Here is a 20,057-nt window from a genome sequence, read left to right as displayed (position 1 = left end):
AGGGGGAGGCGATCGGATGCCGCAGACCGAGACACCGGGCATCGAGGCTGCCTCGCGGACCCGACTGCGCTGGTGGACCGAACTGCCGCTGATCCTGCTGGTGTACGCGTGCTACTCCGCGGGCCGACTGCTCGCCCGCGGCGACGTCTCCACCGCCGTCGACCACGGCCTGGCGATCCTCCGAATAGAGAAGTTCTTTCACATCAACGCCGAGCACCCGCTCAACCGGCTCTTCACGCGCGAGGCGTGGCTCGGCGTGCCGGCCGACTTCTGGTACGCGTCGCTGCACTACCTGGTCACCCCCGTGATCCTGGTCTGGCTGTTCCGATCGCGTGCGGTGCGCTACCGCGCGGCCCGTACTTGGCTGATGACCTCGACGTTCATCGGGCTCATCGGCTTCACCCTGCTGCCCACCTGCCCGCCCCGGCTGCTGTCGGCCGGCCATGGCTTCGTGGACACGATGGCCCAGTACAGCTCGCACGGCTGGTGGGGCGGCGAGGCGAGCGCGCCGCGCGGGATGGGCGGTATGACGAACCAGTACGCGGCGATGCCGAGCCTGCATGTGGGCTGGGCCCTGTGGTGCGGGGTCATGCTGTGGCGGTACGGCGGCACGCGTACGGCGAAGGCGGCGGGCGTCGCCTACCCGCTGCTCACCACGATCGTGGTGATGGGCACCGCGAACCACTACTTCCTCGACGCGGTGGCGGGCGTGGCCGTGATGGGGGTCGGGCTGCTCCTCGCGCCGGCCGTGATGCGGTACTCGGACCGGGTCCGGGCCCGGATCGAGGTGCGTTTCGCGGCCGCCCCGGTGAGCTCTCTCGGCACAGAGGCCTCGATTGTCAGTGGCGGATGCCAGACTTCCGCGGGTGAGCGAATTCCACGGCAGCGACCCGAAGCGCGGTTCGGGCCAGGAGCCGAACCGAGTACCTCTCCCTCGGACGCGGGAGAGGGCGCTCCGGCAGCGGCTCGCTGAGCTGCGCGGCCCCGACGTACCCGCCAAGGCACTGGACGCCCGCGCCCTCGCGGCGCTCGCCGCGAACCCGGGCTGCAAGCGGCGCGCCATCCTCGACGGCGCCGGGGTGAACAAGGCGGCGGTGGCAGGCGCGTTGGGCTCGCCGTCGGTCTTCGGGCAGTCGCAGTTCGCCTTCACCCGCGGCAACGCGTTCGAGGCGCGGGTGAAGGCGGACGGCGGCGCGGAGCTGCTGAGGCTCGTGCACGAGAAGCTGGACCGGGGCGCGGAGCCGCCCGCCGACGCGCGCGTGCCCGACCTCGCGGCGATCGGCCCCGAGGGCCGCACAGCCCGCACGGCGCTCGCCCTGCGCGAGGCCACGGAGGACGGCCGCGGCAGCTGGACCCTGCTCGACCACCCCATGCTCGCGCTCGACGTCGCCGGTTCCCCGGCCTTCCTCGAGCCGGACGCCGTCGTCGTCCACCCGGACGGCAGCTGGACGGTGGTGGAGATCAAGTCCTTCCCGATGCTGGACGGTTCGGCGGACCCGACGAAGGTCGGCGCGGCCGCCCGGCAGGCCGCGGTCTACGTACTGGCCCTCGAACAGGTGGCTGCGCGCCTGATTCCCGCTCCCCGAGTACGCCACCGCGTCCTGCTCGTCTGCCCCAAGGACTTCTCCAACCTCCCCACCGCCTCGGCCGTCGACGTCCGCAAACAGCGCGCGGTGACCAGCCGCCAGTTGGCCCGTCTCACCCGCATCCAGGACATCGCGGACACGCTCCCCGAGGGCACGTGCTTCTCCCCCGATCTTCCCGCCGCCGAGCTGACGGCTGCCGTGGAGTCGGTTCCGGCGACCTACGCGCCCGAGTGCCTGGCCGCCTGCGAGCTGGCCTTCCACTGCCGCGACCGCTCCCGCGCCGCCGGGGCGGTGACCTCGCTCGGCCGCTCGGTCCGCGCCGAACTGGGCGGTCTGACGACGGTCGACGACGTCCTGTCGGCAGCCCGCGGAGAGGCCGGGGATCCGGAGGATCCGGCGGTGGTGGCACTCAGGAGGGCGGCCGAGCTGCGCGCCGAGGCGCTGGGAGCGGTGGCATGTCGCTGATCTCCACCCTCGCCCGTCTGGAGGCCGTCGCCACCGGCCGCGCGCAGCCCGCCGCCACCGTCCGGCACCGGCATCTGTCGGAGCGTCCGCTGGTGTTCGTGCCGCTCACCACCGCGGGTGAGGCCGGCGCCCCGCTCGGCGCGCTGGCCGGGACCGACCGCGAGGCCCCGCGCCTCCTCGTCGTCCCGCAGCCGCGCGACCGCGACCTCAGATTCGCCTTCCTGGCCGAGCTGGCCGACATCGTTCTTCCGTATGTCGACTCCTACGCCGACGTCGTGGAGGCCGCCGAGCGGGGCGAGACCGACCCGGAGACCGGCAAGCGGGTCAAGGTCGAGGTGGAGCTGTGCGCGGACGCGCCGCAGCTGATCGTGCCGAGCCGCGCGGGCATCGACTTCGTACGGCTGCTGGGCCGTTCCATGCGTTTCAGGCGTACGGCGGAGCAGGACCCGGAGACCCCGCATCCCGCGCCCCCGCGCGTGCCGCTGCTCGGCCGGTGGCTGACCCACTTCGGGGAGCGGGCCCGGGTGCCCGGCTCCTCGCTCCTGCTGGCCCTCACGGACGTCCTGGCCCGGCACTGGGCGACGGGCCAGTCCACTCTGGAGGACCAGCACCTGGGCGCCCTGCTGGCGTGGATCGAACCGCCGGAGGGCGCTACGGGCGCCGAGGCCGCGCTCCGGGCGGAGCTCGCTCGGAGCGCGGACGGCCAGCTGCTGTGCCCGCCGGCCGGCCCGGCCACCGACCCTGCCTTCGACAACAAACTGCTCGCCCCGGCCATCGAGCGCTACGACCGCGCCCGCACCGCCCTCGCCGCCGCCGAGGACGGCCTGGAGGCGGACGACAGGCTCGGTGACCTCACCACCGCCGAGCGGGAGATCCGCGACCTGGTCGGACGGGTCATGCTGCCCACCTGGCACAAGGTGTGGGACGGACTGGACCTGCTCCGCACCCTGCCCGAGGGAGCGCACGTCGAGCAGCGGTGGACCCGCGACCGCTGGTCGTTCACCGGCCACCGCGACCGTGTCGTGGCCGGCGAGCCCCCGCAGCCGCGTCGCGACGACGCGGTCACCGCCGCGAACAAGCTGGCCGGCCGCGAGCGGGAGCAGGCCCGCCTGGAGGCCCAGGAGGCACTCGACGACCCGCTGGTGATGGCCGGGCGCAGGCTGGCCGGGGAGGCCTTCGCGGGTGAGGTCACGGACGTGGTCATGGCGTACAGCGAGGGCAAGCGGCCCAGCCCGCGCCCGCTGGTCACCGTACGCACGGACGACCGGCCGCACCTCGGGGAGCGGGCGAAGGTGTACCGGTCCCTCGCCGGGAAGCCGCAGGCGGCCGAGTACGTGGGGACGGAGGGCGACGGTGTGCTCGTCCTGCGGATCGTCGACAAGATGGGCCGCGGCAAGGAGCCCGAGACCGGGTCCGTGCCGGAGAAGGGCGACCAGGTCTGCTTCACGCTCTTCGAGCACGAGCAGCGCGGCGGCGCGAAGCTGCCCGACCCGGAGGAGACACCGTGGACGCACGGCGGCCCGCCGGGCGAGACGGCCGCCGTGCCGGAGGCCGCCGATCCCGTGACCGAGGAGGACCTCCTGTGACCGCGCCCCAGACCGAGGAGGCCGCGTTCGACCCCGGCTCGGCAGCCTCCCGCGCGACCGAGCGAATCCTCCACGACACGCTGCAGGGCTCGGCGCGTGGTGTCGTGGTGGACTCCCCGCCCGGCGCCGGCAAGTCCACGCTCGTCGTCCGCGCGGCGCTCGAACTCGCCGACGCGGGACGCCCGCTGATGGTGGTGGCGCAGACGAACGCGCAGGTGGACGACCTGGTCGTCCGGCTCGCCGAGAAGGACCCCGAACTGCCGGTCGGCCGACTGCACAGCAGCGACGCCGATCCGTACGACAAGGCGCTCGACGACCTGCCGAACGTCCGCAAGTCGGCGAAGGCAGCGGAGCTGACCGGTCTCCCGGTGGTGATCTCGACGGCGGCCAAGTGGGCGCATGTGAAGGTGGACGAGCCGTGGCGGCACGCGATCGTCGACGAGGCGTACCAGATGCGCTCGGACTCGCTCCTCGCCGTTGCCGGGCTGTTCGAGCGGGCGCTGTTCGTGGGCGACCCGGGTCAGCTGGACCCGTTCGCGATCGTGGGCAGTGAGCAGTGGGCGGGCCTGTCGTACGACCCGTCGGCCTCTGCCGTGACGACTCTGCTCGCGCACAACCCTGACCTGCCGCAGCACCGTCTCCCGGTGTCCTGGCGGCTCCCGGCGTCGGCCGCGCCGCTGGTGTCGGACGCCTTCTACCCCTACACCCCCTTCCGCAGCGGCACGGACCACGACGACCGCCGGCTGTCCTTCGCCGTCGCCTCGGACGGTTCGGGCCCGGACCGGGTGATCGACGAGGCGGCGGACTCGGGCTGGGGCCTGCTGGAGCTGCCGGCCCGGCACACGCCGCGCACGGACCCGGAGGCGGTCCGGGCCGTGGCCGTGGTCGTACGACGGCTGCTGGACCGGGGCGGAGCGGCCGTGTCCGAGCGGTCGTCGGGGCCCGTCCCCCTCACCGCCGACCGGATCGCCGTCGGCACGGCCCACCGCGACCAGGCCGCGGCGGTACGGACGGCCCTGGCGGAGCTGGGCGTCACGGACGTCACCGTGGACACGGCGAACCGGCTGCAGGGCCGGGAGTACGACGTGACGGTGGTCCTGCACCCGCTCTCGGGCCGCCCGGACGCCACCGCCTTCCACCTGGAAACGGGCCGCCTCTGCGTCCTGGCCTCCCGCCACCGTCACGCGTGCATCGTGGTGTGCCGGGCGGGCGTGGGCGAGCTCCTGGACGACTATCCGTCGACGGAACCGGTACAGCTGGGGACGCTCGTGAAGTTCCCGGACGGCTGGGAGGCGAATCACGCGGTGCTGGCACTCCTCGGGAAACATCGGGTCGTCTGGACACCGTGAGGGGAACCCCGCACCCGCCCGGCGCGGAGCGCCACGGCAGCGGCAGGCCGACACGGCGGCACACCACCGAAGACGGCCATGGGACACAGCCCGGACAGCCCGGAGGCCAATCACACGGTGCCAACGGTCCTCGGGAAACATCAGGTCGTCTGGAGACCATGACCGGCACCCGGCACCCGCCCGGCCGGCACCGGGCGCCACGGCAGCGGCAGGCCGACACGGCGGCACACCACCGAAGACGGCCATGGGACACAGCCCGGACAGCCGGGAAGCCAATCACACGGTGCCGACGCTCCTCGGGGAGCATCGGGTGCGCTGGAAACCGTGACCGGCCCCCTGCCCGGGGGAACATCCCTTGGGCTGGAGACCTTGAGAAGGCGGGGCCAACGGGCCCCCTTGCGGCGGCGCGAGACAATGGAGGGTGGCACAACCAGAAGGCGGCGCCACCGGCAACCGTACGAGGAGGAGAAGACATGGCGGAGCCCACGCCGCGTCGGAACGAACCGCGGCTACGCCCCGCGCCCCTGCTGTTCGAGCCCGCGGAGGTGGCCGCCGACCCTGAGCACTTCTTCGATCTGGAGTCGATCGACGATCCGCGGGCGCTGCTGGCCCGTGCGACGGAGCTGACGCAGGCCTTCCGTGCGGCCGCCGACCGGGCGGTGGAGTTCCAGGCGATCGCCGCGGCCCAGCTCGCCGACCCGCGCCGGTTCGACCGGCTGACCCCGGCGGACATCGGCGAGGAGGCCGAGTGGACCGAGGACTACGCGAAGAAGATGGTCGAGTTCGGGCGGGATCTGATGCGGGGGGCCGTCGAGGGCCGCGGAACCGCCGACCCCGTGTGATCCGGCTCCGGCCACCGCACCGGCATATGCCAGGAGGGCAAGATACTCCCTCCCGCCCCACCCTGTCCCGGATTCCCGCAACCCTCTGGAATCGGTTGTTCACCGCCGGTAGATGTAGATGGCATGAGCAGCGCATGGGTCACCTCTGACGGAGCCGCCTGGCTCGCCTCGACAGGAACGTATCCGCGCAGCACGCTCGCCCTCTGGGAGGAACAGCCCGGGGCACCCGTCGTACTGCCCTGCGGAACCGTCTTCGACGTCGTCAACGCGCCGGCCATCTTCGGGCGCCGGATGCTCGACCGCCTCTGGACCGAGGGGCCCGGATCCGGGCCGGTCGCCGAGTTCCGGGGGCGGATCCTGCTGTTCGCGACGCCCGGCACGGCCCAGCGGCTTCCTTCGCTCCTGGAGTGGGAGGAGTGGGGGTCCCACGGCCGCCGGGACGGTCGTACGGCGGACGTTCCGCCCCTGCTGTGCCACGGCAACGGGGACGCGGTGACCGTACCGGCCCCCATCCCCACGGCTCTCCCCTCCGCCCCCTCCGGTGCCCGCTGGCTGGTCGCCCCGGACACGCGTCACCCCTGGCTGCCGGGTCCGGAGGTCCTGCTCTGGGCTGCGGTGAGGGCCGCCCGAGCGGCTATCCGCATATCGATTTTTCCTCCCGCCGATCAGGATGCTAAGGTCTACGACGTCAGCAGGCGCCGCTAGCTCAGTTGGTTAGAGCAGCTGACTCTTAATCAGCGGGTCCGGGGTTCGAGTCCCTGGCGGCGCACGACAGTGAGAGGCCCTTCGCGCAAGCGAGGGGCCTTTTCTCTGTGCGCGAGTCCGCGCCGGAAGACCACGTCGCGACCTTCACACTCACCCCGTCGTGATCTTCACGGTCCACGCCCCGGAAGCCGTACGCCCCTCCACTTCCACCCGTACCCCCTCGCCCGGCACGGTGAAGCTCTCGCCGAGGGCGACGGGAGCGTCCGCCAGGGGTGGGTAGACCGAGTTCTCCCAGCAGGCCTCCGTGTGCGGGTGCGCGTCGATCACCTCGACCGGGCCGCGCCCGGACTCGGCGTCACTGCTCACCCGGTAGACAAGCACTCCGGCGCGGCAGGCGGCCGCGTCCTCGCCCACAGGTCCGCGCGCCTCGAAGGCGAGGACACTGTCGGTCCCGGTGCGCACGACCGCGAGCTTGGTGCCCCTGCCGAGTCCGAACGCCGGCGCCCCGGCGGCGCCCGTGACCGGCACCCCCGGCCCGGCACCCAGTGGTTCCAGAGTCAGCCGTGTCGGGCCGCGCCCCCGCAGACACACCACCTGGCGCGAATCCAGCCACCCCAGCTTCCACTTGTGCCAGCCGAACAGATCGGGAGCGAGGCCGAACTGGCTGCCCATCAGGTCCCAGTCGCCGACGAAGGTGTCCCAGTCGCCCTTGCCGTCCACCGGCCGGTGGTAGAGGTCCGGCAGGTCGAAGACGTGCCCCGTCTCGTGGGCGAGGACCAGCCGGTCCGGCGGGTGCTGCTCGAAGACCGTGACGACCCGGCGGATGTCCGTACCGTCCGCATGCAGCGGGGCGTCGAGATTGACGACCTTCGTGGCGTCCGAGTCGACACCGGGGGCACCCGGATCGGCGACGAAGTACACGATGTCGTACCGCGAGAAGTCGACCCGGCCGTCGGCGGCCGCGAGTGCGTCGTGCAGGTAGGCGGCCCGTTGAGCGGGGCTCCAGTCGCGCCTTATGGCGTAGGCGGTGGACGGCTTCGGCATCCGGATCCAGTGACTCAGCGGATGCGGGCGCAGGACGAACCTGCCGTAGGAGGCCTGCTGGAAGTAGCGGCTGGTGGCCGGGAAGTGGTCGGCGGCCAGCTCGGCGGGGGTGGTCATCGGGGGCCAGTCCGGGAAGGACAGGAAGATCATCACCGCGTCCAGCGAGCGGGTCGGCCGCGGGTAGGCGGCGTTCCAGGTGTCCAGTCCCTCCGAGTGGTGGGCCTCGGTGCGCTGCAGGGCGCAGGGAGCCGTGGCGAAGGGCTCGGCGGCCGACGGGTCGGCGAACAGGGAGGTGGCGGCCAGCGCCGAGAGGGTGGTGAACACGGCCGCGGTGCTGCGCAGTCGGGCGCGCGGGAGCTGACGCGGCACAGGGACCTCCGGGTGCGGTTCACGGGACACCGCACCCAGCCTGTGTGACTTTATGGTTTTATGCCTTGTTTGTCTGACCCGGATGAGTGAAGGGCCGGGCAGCGGTGTACAACCGACACCCCGAGGGCACTCACGGAACGTCACATCTGGTCGCCCGCCTGAAAAACCCGTCCAGGTGCGGGCAGAAACGATCTGCCAGAAGGGTCGATGATTCCGGGACACTGGAGAGCGGCTGGAAGGGCCTGGGGCCAGCCTCTATGATCGGCACACTTTCCTGGCGGACAGCGATCTAGTGCACGGCGGGAGCAACGGTGAGCGCAACGTCCGAAGGGCCGACGGCCGCGGTGGACCTCGACCGGTCAGCCGTCACAGAGAGCGACATCAGCACATCATCCGGTACGGAGACCGGTGCGGACACCCGCCCGGATGCCCACACCGATGCCTGTATCGCAGCCCCCGCCGAAGTGCCCACGGAAGTCCCTGCCGAAGTCCCTGCCGAAGTCCCCACCACCTACCGCTCCGTCTTCGCGGCCGCCCCGCTCGCCATGGCCGTCGTCGACCGTGAGGGCCTGGTGGTCTGCGCGAACGACACGCTCGGCGGTCTGCTCGGCGCCGAACCCGCCGAGCTCGCCGGGCAGGTGGCCGCCGATCTGCTCGACCTGGCCTCGGACGCACGCACCTGGCACGCCTACCGCGAGGTCCTGCGCGGCCGCCGGGCGAAGCTGCGCTGCACACGCCGTCTGAAGCACCCCGACGGACACTCGCTGTGGGCCCAGGTCGCCGCGACACCGCTGGCCGACGCCGCATCCGGCGTGCTGCTCTCCGTCGCCGACATCAGCGCACACCGCGAACTCCAGGCACGACTGCACCACTTGCAGATGCACGACCCGGCGACCCGGCTGCCCAACCGCACGCTGTTCTTCGAGCGCCTGTCGGCCGCGCTGGAGTCGGAGTCGTACGAGCAGGGCGGCACGGGCCGGATCGGCCTGTGCTACCTCGATCTCGACGGCTTCAAGGCGGTCAACGACACCCTCGGCCATCGCGTCGGCGACCGTCTGCTGGCGGCCGTGGCCGAACGGCTCAACCGCTGTGCGGACGACGCCGGTTACGGCAGAGCGAGCGCGCCGCTGGTGGCCAGACTCGGCGGCGACGAGTTCGCGCTGCTGATCGAGGACTCCACGGGCACCGAGCAGCTCGCGGATCTCGCCGAATCCGTACTGCAGGCCCTCCAGGCCCCCTTCGACCTGGCGGGGCGGCGGCTGTCCGTCTCCGCGTCGATCGGTGTCGTCGAGCGCCACGCGGCGGGCACCACCGCCACCGGCCTGATGCAGGCGGCCGATACGACGCTGTACTGGGCGAAGGTGGACGGCAAGTCCCGCTGGACGCTCTTCGACCCCGAGCGCAACGCCCACTTGATGACCCGTCAGGCACTGTCCTCCACGCTCCGGCCGGCCATCGAGCGCGGCGAGTTCATGCTGGACTACCAGCCGCTGGTCTGTATGACGGACGGCCGGATCCGCGGGGTCGAGGCGCTCGTCCGCTGGAACCACCCGCAGTTCGGTCTGCTGACGCCGAATCGGTTCATCGGACTGGCGGAGGAGGACGGCTCGATCGTGCCGCTGGGCCGCTGGGTGCTGGAGGCCTCCTGCCGCCAGGCCCGCCGCTGGCAGCTGGACCACCCCGACGAGCCGCCGCTGTTCGTGAGCGTGAACGTGGCGGTCCGTCAGGTCTGGGACTCGGATCTGGTGGCGGACGTGGCGGAGATCCTCGAGGAGACGGACCTGCCACCCCACCTCCTCCAGCTCGAACTGACCGAGTCGGCGGTGATGGGCTCGGCGGGCCGGCCGTTGCAGGCTCTCCAGGCCCTCAGCGACATGGGCGTGGGCATCGCGATCGACGACTTCGGCACCGGCTACTCGAACCTGGCCTATCTGAGCCGGCTGCCCGTCTCGGTCCTGAAACTGGACGGTTCCTTCGTCCGCGGCTTCCAGTACGAGGGTGCGGGCACCCCGCCGAACCCGGCGGACGAGGTCGTCGTCGAGGCGATGATCCAGCTGGCCCACCGTCTCGGGCTGACCGTCACCGCCGAGTGCGTGGAGACCTCGGCCCAGGCCGCCCGGCTGCGTCGCATCGGCTGTGACACCGGCCAGGGGTGGCTGTACTCACGGCCGGTGTCGCCGGACCGTATCGCCGAGCTGCTGGGCGACAGGGCCTGCACGCAGGCGTGACGGCCCCTCGGGTCAGATGGTGGGCAACCCGTAGGCGTCGGCGATGAGTTCGTAGGAACGCAGCCGCAGCTCACCGCGATGGGCGTGGGAGGTGAGCATCAGCTCATCGGCTCCGGTGCGCTTCTGCAGCTCGTCGAGACCGGAGCGCACCTCGTCCACGGAGCCGTGGACGATGTTGGCGTTCCAGGAGGAGACGAACTCCCGTTCCATCGGGCTGAACTCGTGGGCCTCGGCCTCCTCGGGTGTCGGGAACAGCCCCGGCCGCCCGGTCCGCAGCCGCACCATGTTGAGCCCGGTGGCAAGAACCTGCCGCCGGGCCTCGCTCTCCTCGTCGGTTGCGAGGACGGAGACGCCGATGAGGGCGTACGGCGCGTCGAGGACGCGGGACGGCTTGAAGGACTCCCGGTACAGGTCGAGGGCCGGGACGGTGTTCTGCGCCGAGAAGTGGTGGGCGAAGGCGAAGGGCAGGCCGAGCAGACCGGCGAGGCGGGCACTGAAGCCGGAGGAGCCGAGCAGCCAGACGGGCGGCCGGTGCGGGGACTGGACACCACCCGGGGACGTGCCCTGGACGGGCCCGGGAACGGCATGAATACGCCCGTACGGGTGCCCGTCGGGAAAGTCGTCGTCCAGGAAACGGATGAGCTCGGCGAGCTGCTCGGGGAAGTCGTCGGCGCCCTCGTTCAGCCGGTCGGTGCGCCTCAGGGCGGCGGCGGTCGCGCCGTCGGTCCCCGGGGCACGCCCGAGCCCGAGGTCGATACGGCCGGGCGCCATGGCCTCGAGCGTCCCGAACTGCTCGGCGATCACGAGGGGCGCGTGGTTGGGCAGCATGACACCGCCCGAGCCGAGCCGGATGCGCTCGGAGTGCGCGGCGAGGTGGGCAAGGATCACCGCGGGCGAGGAGGAGGCGACGCCGGGCATGGAGTGATGCTCGGCGACCCAGTACCGGTGAAACCCCCGCGCCTCCGCAAGCCGGACCAAGTCCACACTGGTCCGCAACGCGTCGGTCGCGGTACGCCCGGCCCCGACGGTGACGAGATCCAACACGGAGAGCGGCACGGGAGCGGCGCCCTGCACGACACCTCGGACCTCGTCGGCGGGGGCTTCGTCTGCGACCACGGGGGTGCCTCCTGTTGTTCGGGCGTGTGGTGTCCGGGCGTGATTAACAGGAGGCAGTCCCCGCTTATTCCCGGGCGGGTGGGTGGGCGAACCCCTCACACCTGAACGATCGGCTCCCGAGTGAACAACACCCCCAGCCCCGGCTCATTCACCCGCCGATCAGTCAACCGCAACGCCTCCCACACCGTGACCTGGTTGGCCGTAAGCACCGGCTTACCCAGCTCCTTCTCCAGCGCGGGAATGTACGCAGCCGTGTGCAGCGCCGTATCCGGCAACAGCACCGCCTCCGCGTCCGGCGCGTCAGCCGACCGAGCCAGCGAGAAGACCTGTTCCTCCCCCCACTCCCCGACCTCCGCCGCCGTCACGATCCCGGAGCTGCGGACCGAGCTCACCGACACTCCCCCGGCCCGCAGAAAGTCCCCGAACAGCAGGGCGACGTCCTCCGGGTACGTCGCCCCGACCGCCACCCGCCCCACCCCGATCTCCTGCACGGCGTGCACGAAGGCGAAGGACGTCGAGGACGCCGGCATACCCGCCGCCCGGGCAAGGGTGCGCACCTGCTCATGGGCGCCCTCCCAGCCGTACACGAAGCTTCCGCTCGTGCACGCCCACACCACCGCCTCCGCCCCGGCCAGCCGCAGCTGCTCGACCCCCGCGGTCAGCCGCTCCGGCGATCCCATGCGCCGCAGCGCGTCGACCCGGTGTGCGTCCTCGCCGATGTCCGTGTGGACGAGGTCCACCCGGATGTCACTGCCCAGGAGCTGCTCGATGCGCGGGTAGTCGTCCTCGGCCGAGTGACCCGGGTAGAGGAATCCGAGTGCTGTCATGTCCACCCTTCCTGCTGCTGCTCTTCTTCCGGAAGTACGGGAGGCCACGCACGCGCCGTCTCGTCGAGCAGCGCCTGATACGGCCCCACCGCCCGGGTACCCAGCCGGCGCAGGGCCGCCCACATCGTCACCTGGTTGGCCGAAATCACCGGTATCCGCAGCTCGACCTCCAGTTGGGGGATCACGTCGTACGTGGGCAGGTTCGTGCAGGAGATGAAGAGCACATCGGCGCCCCGGCCCCGTACCGCCCGCCGAGCCATCCCCACCACATCCCGGTACGGCACCCTCCAGATGTGCCGCGTCAGCCCCATGAACGCGCACCCCGTGACCGTCACGCCCGCCTGCGCCACGTACTCCTCCAGCGCCCGTGTCACCGACACGGTGTACGGCGTCACCAGCGCCACCCGTCGTGCGCCCAGCTCGGCGAGCGCCTCCAGCAGCGCCCCGGACGTGGTCACGGACGGCACCGCGCCCGCCCGTGTCATCGCCTCGCACATCGCCCGTTCCCCGGCGACGCCGCCGACGAAGCTGCCGGAGGTGCAGGCGTAGGCGACGACCTCGGGTGTGATCGCGGTGAGCGTGCGCACCGCGTCGCCAAGCGTCTGGTGCTCGCTCACCAGGCGGGCGAGATCGAGACTCACCTCGACCGGCACGAACGGCGTCCGGGTCAGGTGCAGGGAGACCTCGTCCGGCACCCAGCGCCACAGTTCGCGGTCGAGCGCGAAGTCGAAGGGGGCTATGACACCGACACCGCGCTGGGGGCGCGGGCCGCCCAGAAATGAGACGTCCATGGCAGGCACCGGCCTCACGCTCGACAGACGAGGGCAACGGATCGTACGCACGCCCGTGTTGACGACGGTAGGTTCGGGTGCGAGCGTGGTCAATCCGCGCATGTCAGACACCAGGTCACCTCCGCAGAAACGGCCCTGCATGACTGCCCCCACCCTCCTCGTCCTGGACGCCGACCCCCTCCCCCGCCTCGGCCGCCTCACCGGACGGGCCCGGATCGTGCACACGGACGCGTCGACGCTCGCCGAGCGCCTCCCGGAGGCCGACGTACTGCTGGTGTGGGACTTCGCCTCGCACGCGGTGCGCGAGGCCTGGCCGGGCGGGGGCCCGCGGCCGCGCTGGGTGCACACGGCGAGCGCCGGCGTGGATCATCTGATGTGCCCGGAACTCGCCGCGTCCGACACGGTGGTGACGAACGCGCGCGGCATCTTCGACGAGCCCATCGCCGAGTACGTCGCCGCCCTGGTCCTGACCATGGCGAAGGACCTGCCGCGGACCTGGGAGCTTCAGCAGAAGCACGAGTGGCGGCACCGCGAGACGCAGCGCCTGGCCGGCACCCGCGCCTGTGTCGTCGGCTCGGGCCCGATCGGGCGGGCGATCGTGCACACCCTCAAGGCGCTCGGCGTGATCACCGCGCTCGTCGGCCGTGTCCCGCGCACGGGTGTCCACGGCCCCGACGACCTGGACCGGCTGATGGCCCGCGCGGACTGGGTGATCGCGGCCGCCCCGCTCACCGAGCAGACGTACGGCATGTTCGACACCCGGCGCTTCGGCGTGATGCAGCCCTCCGCCCGCTTCGTCAACGTCGGCCGCGGGCAGCTGGTCGTCGAGGACGCGCTCGCCGAGGCGCTGTCCAAGCGCTGGATCGCCGGGGCCGCGCTGGACGTGTTCGAGCAGGAACCCCTCTCCCCCGACAGTCCCTTGTGGCAGGTGCCGAACCTGCTGATCTCCCCCCACATGAGCGGCGACACGATCGGCTGGCGGGACGAACTCGGCGCCCAGTTCGTGGAGTTGTACGAGCGCTGGGCGGCGGGCAGACCGCTGCGGAACGTCGTCGACAAGAAGCGCGGATACGTACCCGGCCACTGACGTCCCCGGGAGGGCGCATGACGGATTCCACCGAGCTCACCACTCTGACCGCCGTACGGCTCGTCGAGGGCTACCGCAAGGGCGAGTTCAGTCCCGTCGACGCGACCCGGGCGGCGCTGGAGCGGGCCGAGCGGATCCAGCCGGAGGTGAACGCGTTCGTACGGCTCCTGCCGGACGAGGCCCTGGCGCAGGCGCGCGCGTCGGCGGACCGCTGGAAGCAGGGCACGCCCGCCGGTCTGCTCGACGGCGTCCCCGTCACCGTCAAGGACATCCTGCTCCTGCGCGGCCACCCGACCCTGCGCGGCTCGAGGACGATCCCGCAGGAGGGCCCCTGGGACGAGGACGCCCCCTCCGTGGCCCGCCTGCGCGAGCACGGCGCCGTCTTCCTCGGCAAGACCACGACACCCGAGTACGGCTGGAAGGGCGTCACCGACTCCCCGCTGACGGGCGTGACCCGCAACCCGTACGACCCCACGCGTACCGCGGGCGGCTCGAGCGGCGGCAGTGCGGCGGCCGTGGCCCTGGGTGCGGGTCCGCTGTCACTGGGCACGGACGGCGGGGGCAGTGTGCGCATCCCGGCGGCTTTCTGCGGGATCTTCGCGCTCAAGCCGACGTACGGCCGTGTCCCCCTCTACCCGGCCAGCGCCTTCGGTACGCTGTCGCACGTGGGCCCGATGACCAGGGACGCGGCGGACGCGGCGCTGCTGCTCGACGTGATCGCCGCGCCGGACTCCCGCGACTGGTCGGGACTGGGCCCGGCCGGTACGTCGTACTCGGACGCCGTGACCGGGGGTGTGCGAGGGTTGCGGGTGGCGTACTCGCCGTCCCTGGGCGGCCAGGTCGCGGTGCGGCCGGCGGTGGCGACGGCGGTACGGCGGACCGTGGAGCGGCTGGCCGGGCTGGGGGCGTACGTCGAGGAGACCGACCCCGACTTCACCGACCCGGTGGACGCCTTCCACACCCTGTGGTTCAGCGGGGCGGCGCGGGTGACCCAGCGCTTCGGGCCGCACCAGCGGGAGCTGCTGGACCCCGGGCTACGGGAGATCTGCGCCCTGGGCGCCCGTTTCAGCGCGCTCGACTATCTGGCCGCGGTCGACGTCCGCATGGACCTCGGCCGCCGCATGGGCCGCTTCCACGACACCTACGACCTGCTGGTCACCCCCACCCTCCCGATCACGGCGTTCGAGGCGGGCGCGGAGGTCCCGCGCGACTCCGGCCACCACCGCTGGACGGGCTGGACCCCGTTCACGTACCCCTTCAACCTGACCCAGCAGCCCGCTGCCTCCGTCCCGGTGGGGACGGACGGCGGGGGTCTGCCGATCGGCCTGCAGATCGTGGCGGCCCGCCACCGCGACGACCTCGTCCTGCGCGCGGCGCACGCGCTGTACGAGGCCGGGGTCACGTCCGGCGGAAGCTGAGCGTCTCCCCCGCCGCCCCCGCCCGCCACAGGTCGTTGCAGGCCTCCGCCATCTCCGCGAGACCCTCCACGACCTGGCCCCAGACGATGCCGGGCACCCAGCCCACGTCGCCGTTGAGGAGCAGGTTGTTGCGCTCGTAGAACAGGGCCAGGTCGACGACCGTCGTCCCGGCGCGGACCTCGCGGTCGTAGCCGTAGGCCCTGGTCCCCAATTCGGTACCGGCGAAGGAGAAATAGCAGAGATCTCCGGGAATCGGGGTGACTGTCGGATTTTCCAGGGGTGGCTCCGATTCCGCGAAGGGCGGGAAAAGAGCGTAGATCTCGTTGCGTGCGTATTTCGCGTGGTAGACGTCTCCGCTCAGCGGAAGGGCGTTCCACACGGCCGCGCAGGTGAGCGGGGCGCGGTCGTCCAGGAGCTTTGCGGTGCAGTGGATTCCCCGCTTGGCCAGCGACACCTCGATGAACCGATCCGTCATGCCTTCCAGGGTGCATACATCGCATGCTCTCGGGTAGCCGCGCCGCCATGGCTCCACCAACCAGTCATGTCAGTCATGACGCACACACAACCGGAACCACGCGCCGGTCGCTGCTCGCGGGGGTGGCGGCGCTCGGCGCCCTGGGTGCCGCCGGCTGCAGTCGGGTGGCGACGGCGTCGACCGCGAAGGGCGGTGACCTACTCGACCGGCTCAAGGCGGCCGGAGTCGTACGGCTCGGAATCGCGGGCGAGATCCCCTTCGGATACATCGACAGGAACGGCGATCTCACCGGCGAGGCACCGGAGTTGGCCAAGGTCATATTCAAGCGGCTCGGGGTGGACAGGGTGCAGCCCGTGCCGACCGAGTTCGGCTCGCTCATTCCGGGCCTGAACTCGCAGCAGTTCGACGTCGTGGCCGCCGGGATGTACGTCAATCCCGAGCGCTGCGAGCAGGTCGTCTTCGCGGACCCGGACTACCAGATGCTGGACTCCTTCATCGTGCGGAAGGGGAATCCGAAAGGGCTGCACGACTACAAGGACGTCGTCGAGAAGAAGGCGAAGTTCGCCACCGGGACCGGATACGCCGAGATCCAGTACGCCGTCGAGGCCGGGTACAAGGAGAGCGACATCCTCATCGTCCCCGACCAGGTCGCCGGGTTGAACGCCGTCGAGGCCGGACGTGTCGACGTGTTCGCCGGTACGGCGCTCACCACCCGGGAGGTCGTGAAGAAGTCGGGCAAGGCGGAGGCCACCAAGCCCTTCGCGCCCCTCGTGGACGGCAAACCGCATGTCGACGGAGGCGCCTTCGCCTTCCGGCCGACCGAGACCAGGCTGCGGGACGCCTTCAACACCGAACTGCACGCGCTCAAGAAGAGCGGCGAGCTGTTCCGCATCCTCGAGCCCTTCGGCTTCACACGGGCCGAGATGACCGACCTCACCGCGAAGGAGCTGTGCGGCGGATGACCTCGGGACTCTGGGAACTCGTACTCAAAGGTGTATGGACGACCGTCCAGTTGCTGGTCCTCAGCTCGCTGGTGGCCGTCGTCGTCTCCTTCGCCGTCGGGATCGCGCGCACCCACCGGCGGTGGATCGTCCGCTTCCTCGCGGGCTTCTACACCGAGGTGTTCCGCGGGACCTCGGCCCTCGTGATGATCTTCTGGGTGTTCTTCGTGCTGCCGCTCGCCTTCGGCTGGCAGCTGGTACCCATGTGGGCGGCCACCCTGGCGCTGGGCCTGACCTACGGGGCGTACGGCACGGAGATCGTGCGCGGTGCGCTGAACGCCGTCGACCCGGCGCAGCAGGAGGGCGGGATCGCGCTGAGCTTCACGCCCTGGCAGCGGCTGCGGCTGATCGTGCTGCCGCAGGCGGTGCCGGAGATGATCCCCACCTTCTGCAACCTGCTGATCGAACTGCTCAAGGGCACCGCGCTGGTGTCGGTCATGGGCATGGGCGACCTGGCGTTCAGCGGCAACCTGGTGCGCCTCGCACTGCAGGAGAGCGCCGAGATCTACACGTACATCCTGCTGATCTACTTCGTGATCGCGTTCCTGCTGACCCGGGTCATGCGGGGTCTTGAGAAGCGTCTGAAGGCGGGCGTCGGCAAGGCGCCGCAGAAGGCGGTGGCCCCGGTGCGCGTGCCCGAGGCGACGGCCGGCGTCGGAGGTGGTGTCCGATGAAGTGGGACTGGAGTGCCGTCGCCGACTTCATGCCGCATTTCTGGGACGGCGTGCTGGTCACCCTGCAGGCCCTCGCCCTGGGCTCGCTGATCTCGTTCGCGCTCGGGCTGGTGTGGGCGCTGCTGATGCGGACGCCGAGCCGCTGGGTGCGCTGGCCGGTGGGCGCCGTCACCGAGTTCGTCCGCAACACCCCGCTGCTGGTCCAGCTGTTCTTCCTCTTCTACGTGCTGCCCGAGTGGGGACTGACCTTCTCCGCGCTGGCCACCGGCGTCTTCGCGATCGGACTGCACTACTCGACGTACACGATGCAGGTCTACCGGGCCGGCATCGAGGCGGTGCCCGCCGGCCAGTGGGAGGCGGCGACGGCGCTGAACCTGCCGAGGACCAGGACCTGGCAGGTGGTGATCCTGCCGCAGGCGATCCGCCGGGTCGTGCCCGCCCTCTGCAACTACGTCATCGCGATGCTCAAGGACACACCGCTGCTGATGGCGATCACCGTGCTGGAGATGCTCGGCCAGGCGCGGCTGTACTCCCAGGAGCACTTCCAGTTCACCGAGCCCCTCACGGTGATCGGCGTGGCCTTCGTCCTCATCTCCTACCTGGCCTCCCTTCTTCTGCGAGCACTGGAGCGACGTCTTGTCCACTGACGCCCCCCTGATGAAAGAACCCGACGCAGGCGCCAATCCGCCGGCGGACGGCAGCGAGCTGATCCGCCTGGAGCGGGTCACCAAGCGCTTCGGGACGAACACGGTCCTCGACCGGCTCGACTTCTCCGTGAACTCCGGCAGGCACGTCACGCTGATCGGTCCGTCCGGCTCCGGCAAGACCACGATCCTGCGGCTGCTGATGACGCTGACCAAGCCGGAAGAGGGCACGATCACGGTCGACGGGGAGCAGCTCTTCCCGGCCCCCGAGAAGCAGGTCCGCGAGGTCCGCAAGAAGATCGGGATGGTCTTCCAGCAGTTCAACCTGTTCCCGAACATGTCGGTGCTGCGCAACGTCACCGAGGCCCCGGTGACCGTGCTCGGCCTGTCCAAGGACGAGGCGGAGGCGCGGGCCCGCGAGCTGCTCGAGCTGGTGGGGCTGGCCGACAAGTGCGACGCCCGGCCCACCCAGCTGTCCGGCGGGCAGCAGCAGCGGGTGGCGATCGCGCGGGCGCTGGCGATGCGGCCGCGGGTGCTGCTCCTGGACGAGGTGACCTCGGCGCTCGACCCGGAGCTGGTCGCGGGCGTGCTCGACGTGCTCCGGGACATCGCCCGCACCACCGACATCACGATGCTCTGCGTGACCCACGAGATGAACTTCGCCCGGGACATTTCGGACCAGGTCCTGATGTTCGACTCCGGCCGGGTCATCGAGTCCGGCCCGCCGGAGAAGATTTTCGGCGACCCCGAGCAGGAGCGGACGCGGGAATTTCTCAGCGCGGTCCTGTAATTGCAGGAATTGAACGCACCAACATCCGAGGTCTCGACCTCGGGTGGTGACGCCGACATATGCCAGCGTGCCAGCACCGCAGTTGAGAGGGCCACGATCTCGCCAACACCCCCTCCACGTCACGGTCTTGACCGTTATCGTGGAGGGGATTCGCTGTCCGGATTACGGCCATCAGGCGACCGCAGGGGGAACACCGTGGCGCTACCGTGCTGTCCCGGGGGACGCCCCCCGGACCCCCGGCCGACCCACGCGCCCACCTCGTCCATGCGAGGTGAGCTGTCGTGAGGCTCGAGCCGACCGCGCCGTACCACTCGGCCCAGGACGCCCTGCGCGTCCTGGAGATCGTGGCACGGCACTCATCCGGCGTGACCGACGCCGAACTCGCCCGCGAGACGCACCTCGGCACGGAGCGACTGACCACGCTCCTACGGATGCTGCGTCGCGAGGGATACGTCGAGCAGATCACCGACGGGGCGTACATCGCCGGGGACGCCCTGACCAGGCTGAGCTCCGCCCGCCACCGTGAGCAGGCCCTGCGCGACAAGCTCCAGCAGACCCTGGACCGGCTGCGCGACTCCGTCGGCGCCGCCGTCTACATCAGCCGGTACGTCGACGGCGAGATCAACATCACCCAGTACGCCGACAGCCCGGCCACACCCGCGGTCAACGAGTGGTTCGACTTCCGTTCCTCCGCCCACGCCACCGCGATCGGCAAGAGCCTCCTCGGCCAGCTCGACCACAACGGCCGCCGGGACCATCTCTCCCGCCACAAGATGGCCCGCCTCACCTCGCGCACCATCACCAGCGACAAGGTGCTGCTCTCCCGTCTGGAGGCCCAGCCGCCCACCGTGCCCCACCTCGACCTGCAGGAATACGCGATCGGCACGGTCTGCGCGGCCGTCCCGATAACGGCCGGTTCCTCGGTCGGCTGCCTGGCGCTCTCGCTCCCGGTGGAGCACGCGCACCGGCTCCGCCAGGCCGCGGACACGCTGAACAGGAACGCGGCACCGGTGCTGCTGTCACTGGCCTTCTAGATCCCCCAGGGGTGGTCGGGACCACC

General features: G+C 71.2%; 19 protein-coding genes and 1 tRNA gene. 15 read left to right on the top strand and 5 right to left on the bottom strand.

What is annotated here, in order from left to right; translation table 11 throughout:
- Positions 1-16: 16 nt before the first annotated feature.
- The 7 genes from ABZO29_RS27570 to ABZO29_RS27540 all read left to right on the top strand — a co-directional run bounded on the left by ABZO29_RS27570 (position 17) and on the right by ABZO29_RS27540 (position 6,597).
- Entirely contained in the window at positions 17-973 is a 957-nt protein-coding gene (locus tag ABZO29_RS27570) for a phosphatase PAP2 family protein (protein ID WP_367322859.1), read from the top strand.
- On the top strand, positions 867-2,051 hold the full coding sequence (locus ABZO29_RS27565; RefSeq protein ID WP_367322858.1) for a hypothetical protein: 1,185 nt from the start codon (positions 867-869) through the stop codon (positions 2,049-2,051). The genes ABZO29_RS27570 and ABZO29_RS27565 overlap by 107 nt, the downstream gene beginning before the upstream one ends.
- On the top strand, positions 2,042-3,637 hold the full coding sequence (locus ABZO29_RS27560) for a hypothetical protein (RefSeq protein WP_367322857.1): 1,596 nt from the start codon (positions 2,042-2,044) through the stop codon (positions 3,635-3,637). Before ABZO29_RS27565 ends, ABZO29_RS27560 begins: the two co-directional genes overlap by 10 nt.
- Complete coding sequence (locus tag ABZO29_RS27555; RefSeq protein WP_367322856.1) at positions 3,634-4,986, top strand: AAA domain-containing protein; 1,353 nt, start codon at positions 3,634-3,636, stop codon at positions 4,984-4,986. The genes ABZO29_RS27560 and ABZO29_RS27555 overlap by 4 nt, the downstream gene beginning before the upstream one ends.
- A gap of 473 nt (positions 4,987-5,459) precedes the next feature.
- Positions 5,460-5,828, top strand: a complete 369-nt coding sequence (locus ABZO29_RS27550; RefSeq protein WP_367322855.1) for a hypothetical protein — start codon at positions 5,460-5,462, stop codon at positions 5,826-5,828.
- Between the two features lie 123 nt (positions 5,829-5,951).
- The gene (locus ABZO29_RS27545) at positions 5,952-6,533 is read left to right on the top strand and encodes a bifunctional DNA primase/polymerase (RefSeq protein WP_367322854.1); all 582 of its coding nucleotides are present in this window, start codon (positions 5,952-5,954) and stop codon (positions 6,531-6,533) included.
- Positions 6,524-6,597, top strand: a tRNA-Lys gene (locus tag ABZO29_RS27540). The genes ABZO29_RS27545 and ABZO29_RS27540 overlap by 10 nt, the downstream gene beginning before the upstream one ends.
- 86 nt (positions 6,598-6,683) lie before the next feature.
- Here ABZO29_RS27540 and ABZO29_RS27535 read toward each other — a convergent pair.
- The gene (locus tag ABZO29_RS27535) at positions 6,684-7,946 is read right to left on the bottom strand and encodes a M6 family metalloprotease domain-containing protein (protein ID WP_367322853.1); all 1,263 of its coding nucleotides are present in this window, start codon (positions 7,944-7,946) and stop codon (positions 6,684-6,686) included.
- A 311-nt stretch (positions 7,947-8,257) separates the two neighbouring features.
- On the opposite strand from ABZO29_RS27535, the gene ABZO29_RS27530 reads away from it, so the two are divergent.
- Entirely contained in the window at positions 8,258-10,174 is a 1,917-nt protein-coding gene (locus ABZO29_RS27530) for a putative bifunctional diguanylate cyclase/phosphodiesterase (RefSeq protein WP_367322852.1), read from the top strand.
- Between the two features lie 12 nt (positions 10,175-10,186).
- Here the strand turns inward: ABZO29_RS27530 and ABZO29_RS27525 are convergent, their stop codons facing one another.
- The 3 genes from ABZO29_RS27525 to ABZO29_RS27515 form a co-directional block, all read right to left on the bottom strand.
- Positions 10,187-11,290, bottom strand: a complete 1,104-nt coding sequence (locus ABZO29_RS27525; protein WP_367322851.1) for an LLM class flavin-dependent oxidoreductase — start codon at positions 11,288-11,290, stop codon at positions 10,187-10,189.
- A 95-nt stretch (positions 11,291-11,385) separates the two neighbouring features.
- Positions 11,386-12,117 (bottom strand): aspartate/glutamate racemase family protein, encoded by a 732-nt coding sequence (locus ABZO29_RS27520; protein ID WP_367322850.1) that lies wholly within the window; start codon positions 12,115-12,117, stop codon positions 11,386-11,388.
- Positions 12,114-12,908, bottom strand: a complete 795-nt coding sequence (locus ABZO29_RS27515; RefSeq protein WP_367322849.1) for an aspartate/glutamate racemase family protein — start codon at positions 12,906-12,908, stop codon at positions 12,114-12,116. The genes ABZO29_RS27520 and ABZO29_RS27515 overlap by 4 nt, the downstream gene beginning before the upstream one ends.
- Before the next feature lie 139 nt (positions 12,909-13,047).
- Here ABZO29_RS27515 and ABZO29_RS27510 point away from each other — a divergent pair, with 139 nt between their 5' ends.
- Positions 13,048-13,995, top strand: a complete 948-nt coding sequence (locus ABZO29_RS27510; protein WP_367322848.1) for a D-2-hydroxyacid dehydrogenase — start codon at positions 13,048-13,050, stop codon at positions 13,993-13,995.
- A 17-nt stretch (positions 13,996-14,012) separates the two neighbouring features.
- Entirely contained in the window at positions 14,013-15,413 is a 1,401-nt protein-coding gene (locus tag ABZO29_RS27505) for an amidase (RefSeq protein WP_367322847.1), read from the top strand.
- On the opposite strand, the gene ABZO29_RS27500 is transcribed toward ABZO29_RS27505, so the two are convergent.
- Positions 15,394-15,888 carry a DUF3830 family protein gene (locus ABZO29_RS27500; protein ID WP_367322846.1) on the bottom strand — a complete coding sequence of 165 codons (495 nt, stop codon included), beginning with the start codon at positions 15,886-15,888 and terminating at the stop codon, positions 15,394-15,396. The genes ABZO29_RS27505 and ABZO29_RS27500 overlap by 20 nt on opposite strands.
- 47 nt (positions 15,889-15,935) lie before the next feature.
- Here ABZO29_RS27500 and ehuB point away from each other — a divergent pair, with 47 nt between their 5' ends.
- From ehuB to ABZO29_RS27475, 5 genes are all read left to right on the top strand, one after another.
- Positions 15,936-16,850, top strand: a complete 915-nt coding sequence (ehuB, locus tag ABZO29_RS27495; protein WP_367326265.1) for an ectoine/hydroxyectoine ABC transporter substrate-binding protein EhuB — start codon at positions 15,936-15,938, stop codon at positions 16,848-16,850.
- Positions 16,847-17,563, top strand: a complete 717-nt coding sequence (gene ehuC, locus ABZO29_RS27490) for an ectoine/hydroxyectoine ABC transporter permease subunit EhuC (protein ID WP_367322845.1) — start codon at positions 16,847-16,849, stop codon at positions 17,561-17,563. Before ehuB ends, ehuC begins: the two co-directional genes overlap by 4 nt.
- On the top strand, positions 17,560-18,210 hold the full coding sequence (gene ehuD, locus ABZO29_RS27485; protein WP_367322844.1) for an ectoine/hydroxyectoine ABC transporter permease subunit EhuD: 651 nt from the start codon (positions 17,560-17,562) through the stop codon (positions 18,208-18,210). The genes ehuC and ehuD overlap by 4 nt, the downstream gene beginning before the upstream one ends.
- 10 nt (positions 18,211-18,220) lie before the next feature.
- Complete coding sequence (ehuA, locus tag ABZO29_RS27480) at positions 18,221-18,997, top strand: ectoine/hydroxyectoine ABC transporter ATP-binding protein EhuA (RefSeq protein ID WP_367322843.1); 777 nt, start codon at positions 18,221-18,223, stop codon at positions 18,995-18,997.
- Positions 18,998-19,278: 281 nt separating this feature from the next.
- Positions 19,279-20,031, top strand: coding sequence for an IclR family transcriptional regulator (locus ABZO29_RS27475; protein ID WP_367322842.1), 753 nt, complete (start codon positions 19,279-19,281; stop codon positions 20,029-20,031).
- Positions 20,032-20,057: the final 26 nt, after the last annotated feature.

The sequence above is a fragment of the Streptomyces sp. HUAS ZL42 genome (assembly GCF_040782645.1).
In the GTDB taxonomy this organism is placed as follows: domain Bacteria; phylum Actinomycetota; class Actinomycetes; order Streptomycetales; family Streptomycetaceae; genus Streptomyces.
The sequence above is the reverse complement of the archived record's forward strand: the minus strand, read 5'-3'. Positions and strand labels throughout refer to the sequence as shown.

Bases quoted from the DNA above. Each gene is read 5' to 3' on its own strand.
- ehuD (WP_367322844.1), top strand. From the start codon at position 17,560: ATGAAGTGGGACTGGAGTGCCGTCGCCGACTTCATGCCGCATTTCTGG.
- ABZO29_RS27570 (WP_367322859.1), top strand. From the start codon at position 17: ATGCCGCAGACCGAGACACCGGGCATCGAGGCTGCCTCGCGGACCCGA.
- ABZO29_RS27560 (WP_367322857.1), top strand. From the start codon at position 2,042: ATGTCGCTGATCTCCACCCTCGCCCGTCTGGAGGCCGTCGCCACCGGC.
- ehuC (WP_367322845.1), top strand. From the start codon at position 16,847: ATGACCTCGGGACTCTGGGAACTCGTACTCAAAGGTGTATGGACGACC.
- ABZO29_RS27550 (WP_367322855.1), top strand. From the start codon at position 5,460: ATGGCGGAGCCCACGCCGCGTCGGAACGAACCGCGGCTACGCCCCGCG.
- ABZO29_RS27500 (WP_367322846.1), bottom strand. From the start codon at position 15,888: ATGACGGATCGGTTCATCGAGGTGTCGCTGGCCAAGCGGGGAATCCAC.
- ABZO29_RS27545 (WP_367322854.1), top strand. From the start codon at position 5,952: ATGAGCAGCGCATGGGTCACCTCTGACGGAGCCGCCTGGCTCGCCTCG.
- ABZO29_RS27505 (WP_367322847.1), top strand. From the start codon at position 14,013: ATGACGGATTCCACCGAGCTCACCACTCTGACCGCCGTACGGCTCGTC.
- ehuA (WP_367322843.1), top strand. From the start codon at position 18,221: ATGAAAGAACCCGACGCAGGCGCCAATCCGCCGGCGGACGGCAGCGAG.
- ABZO29_RS27520 (WP_367322850.1), bottom strand. From the start codon at position 12,117: ATGACAGCACTCGGATTCCTCTACCCGGGTCACTCGGCCGAGGACGAC.
- ehuB (WP_367326265.1), top strand. From the start codon at position 15,936: ATGGCTCCACCAACCAGTCATGTCAGTCATGACGCACACACAACCGGA.
- ABZO29_RS27510 (WP_367322848.1), top strand. From the start codon at position 13,048: ATGACTGCCCCCACCCTCCTCGTCCTGGACGCCGACCCCCTCCCCCGC.
- ABZO29_RS27515 (WP_367322849.1), bottom strand. From the start codon at position 12,908: ATGGACGTCTCATTTCTGGGCGGCCCGCGCCCCCAGCGCGGTGTCGGT.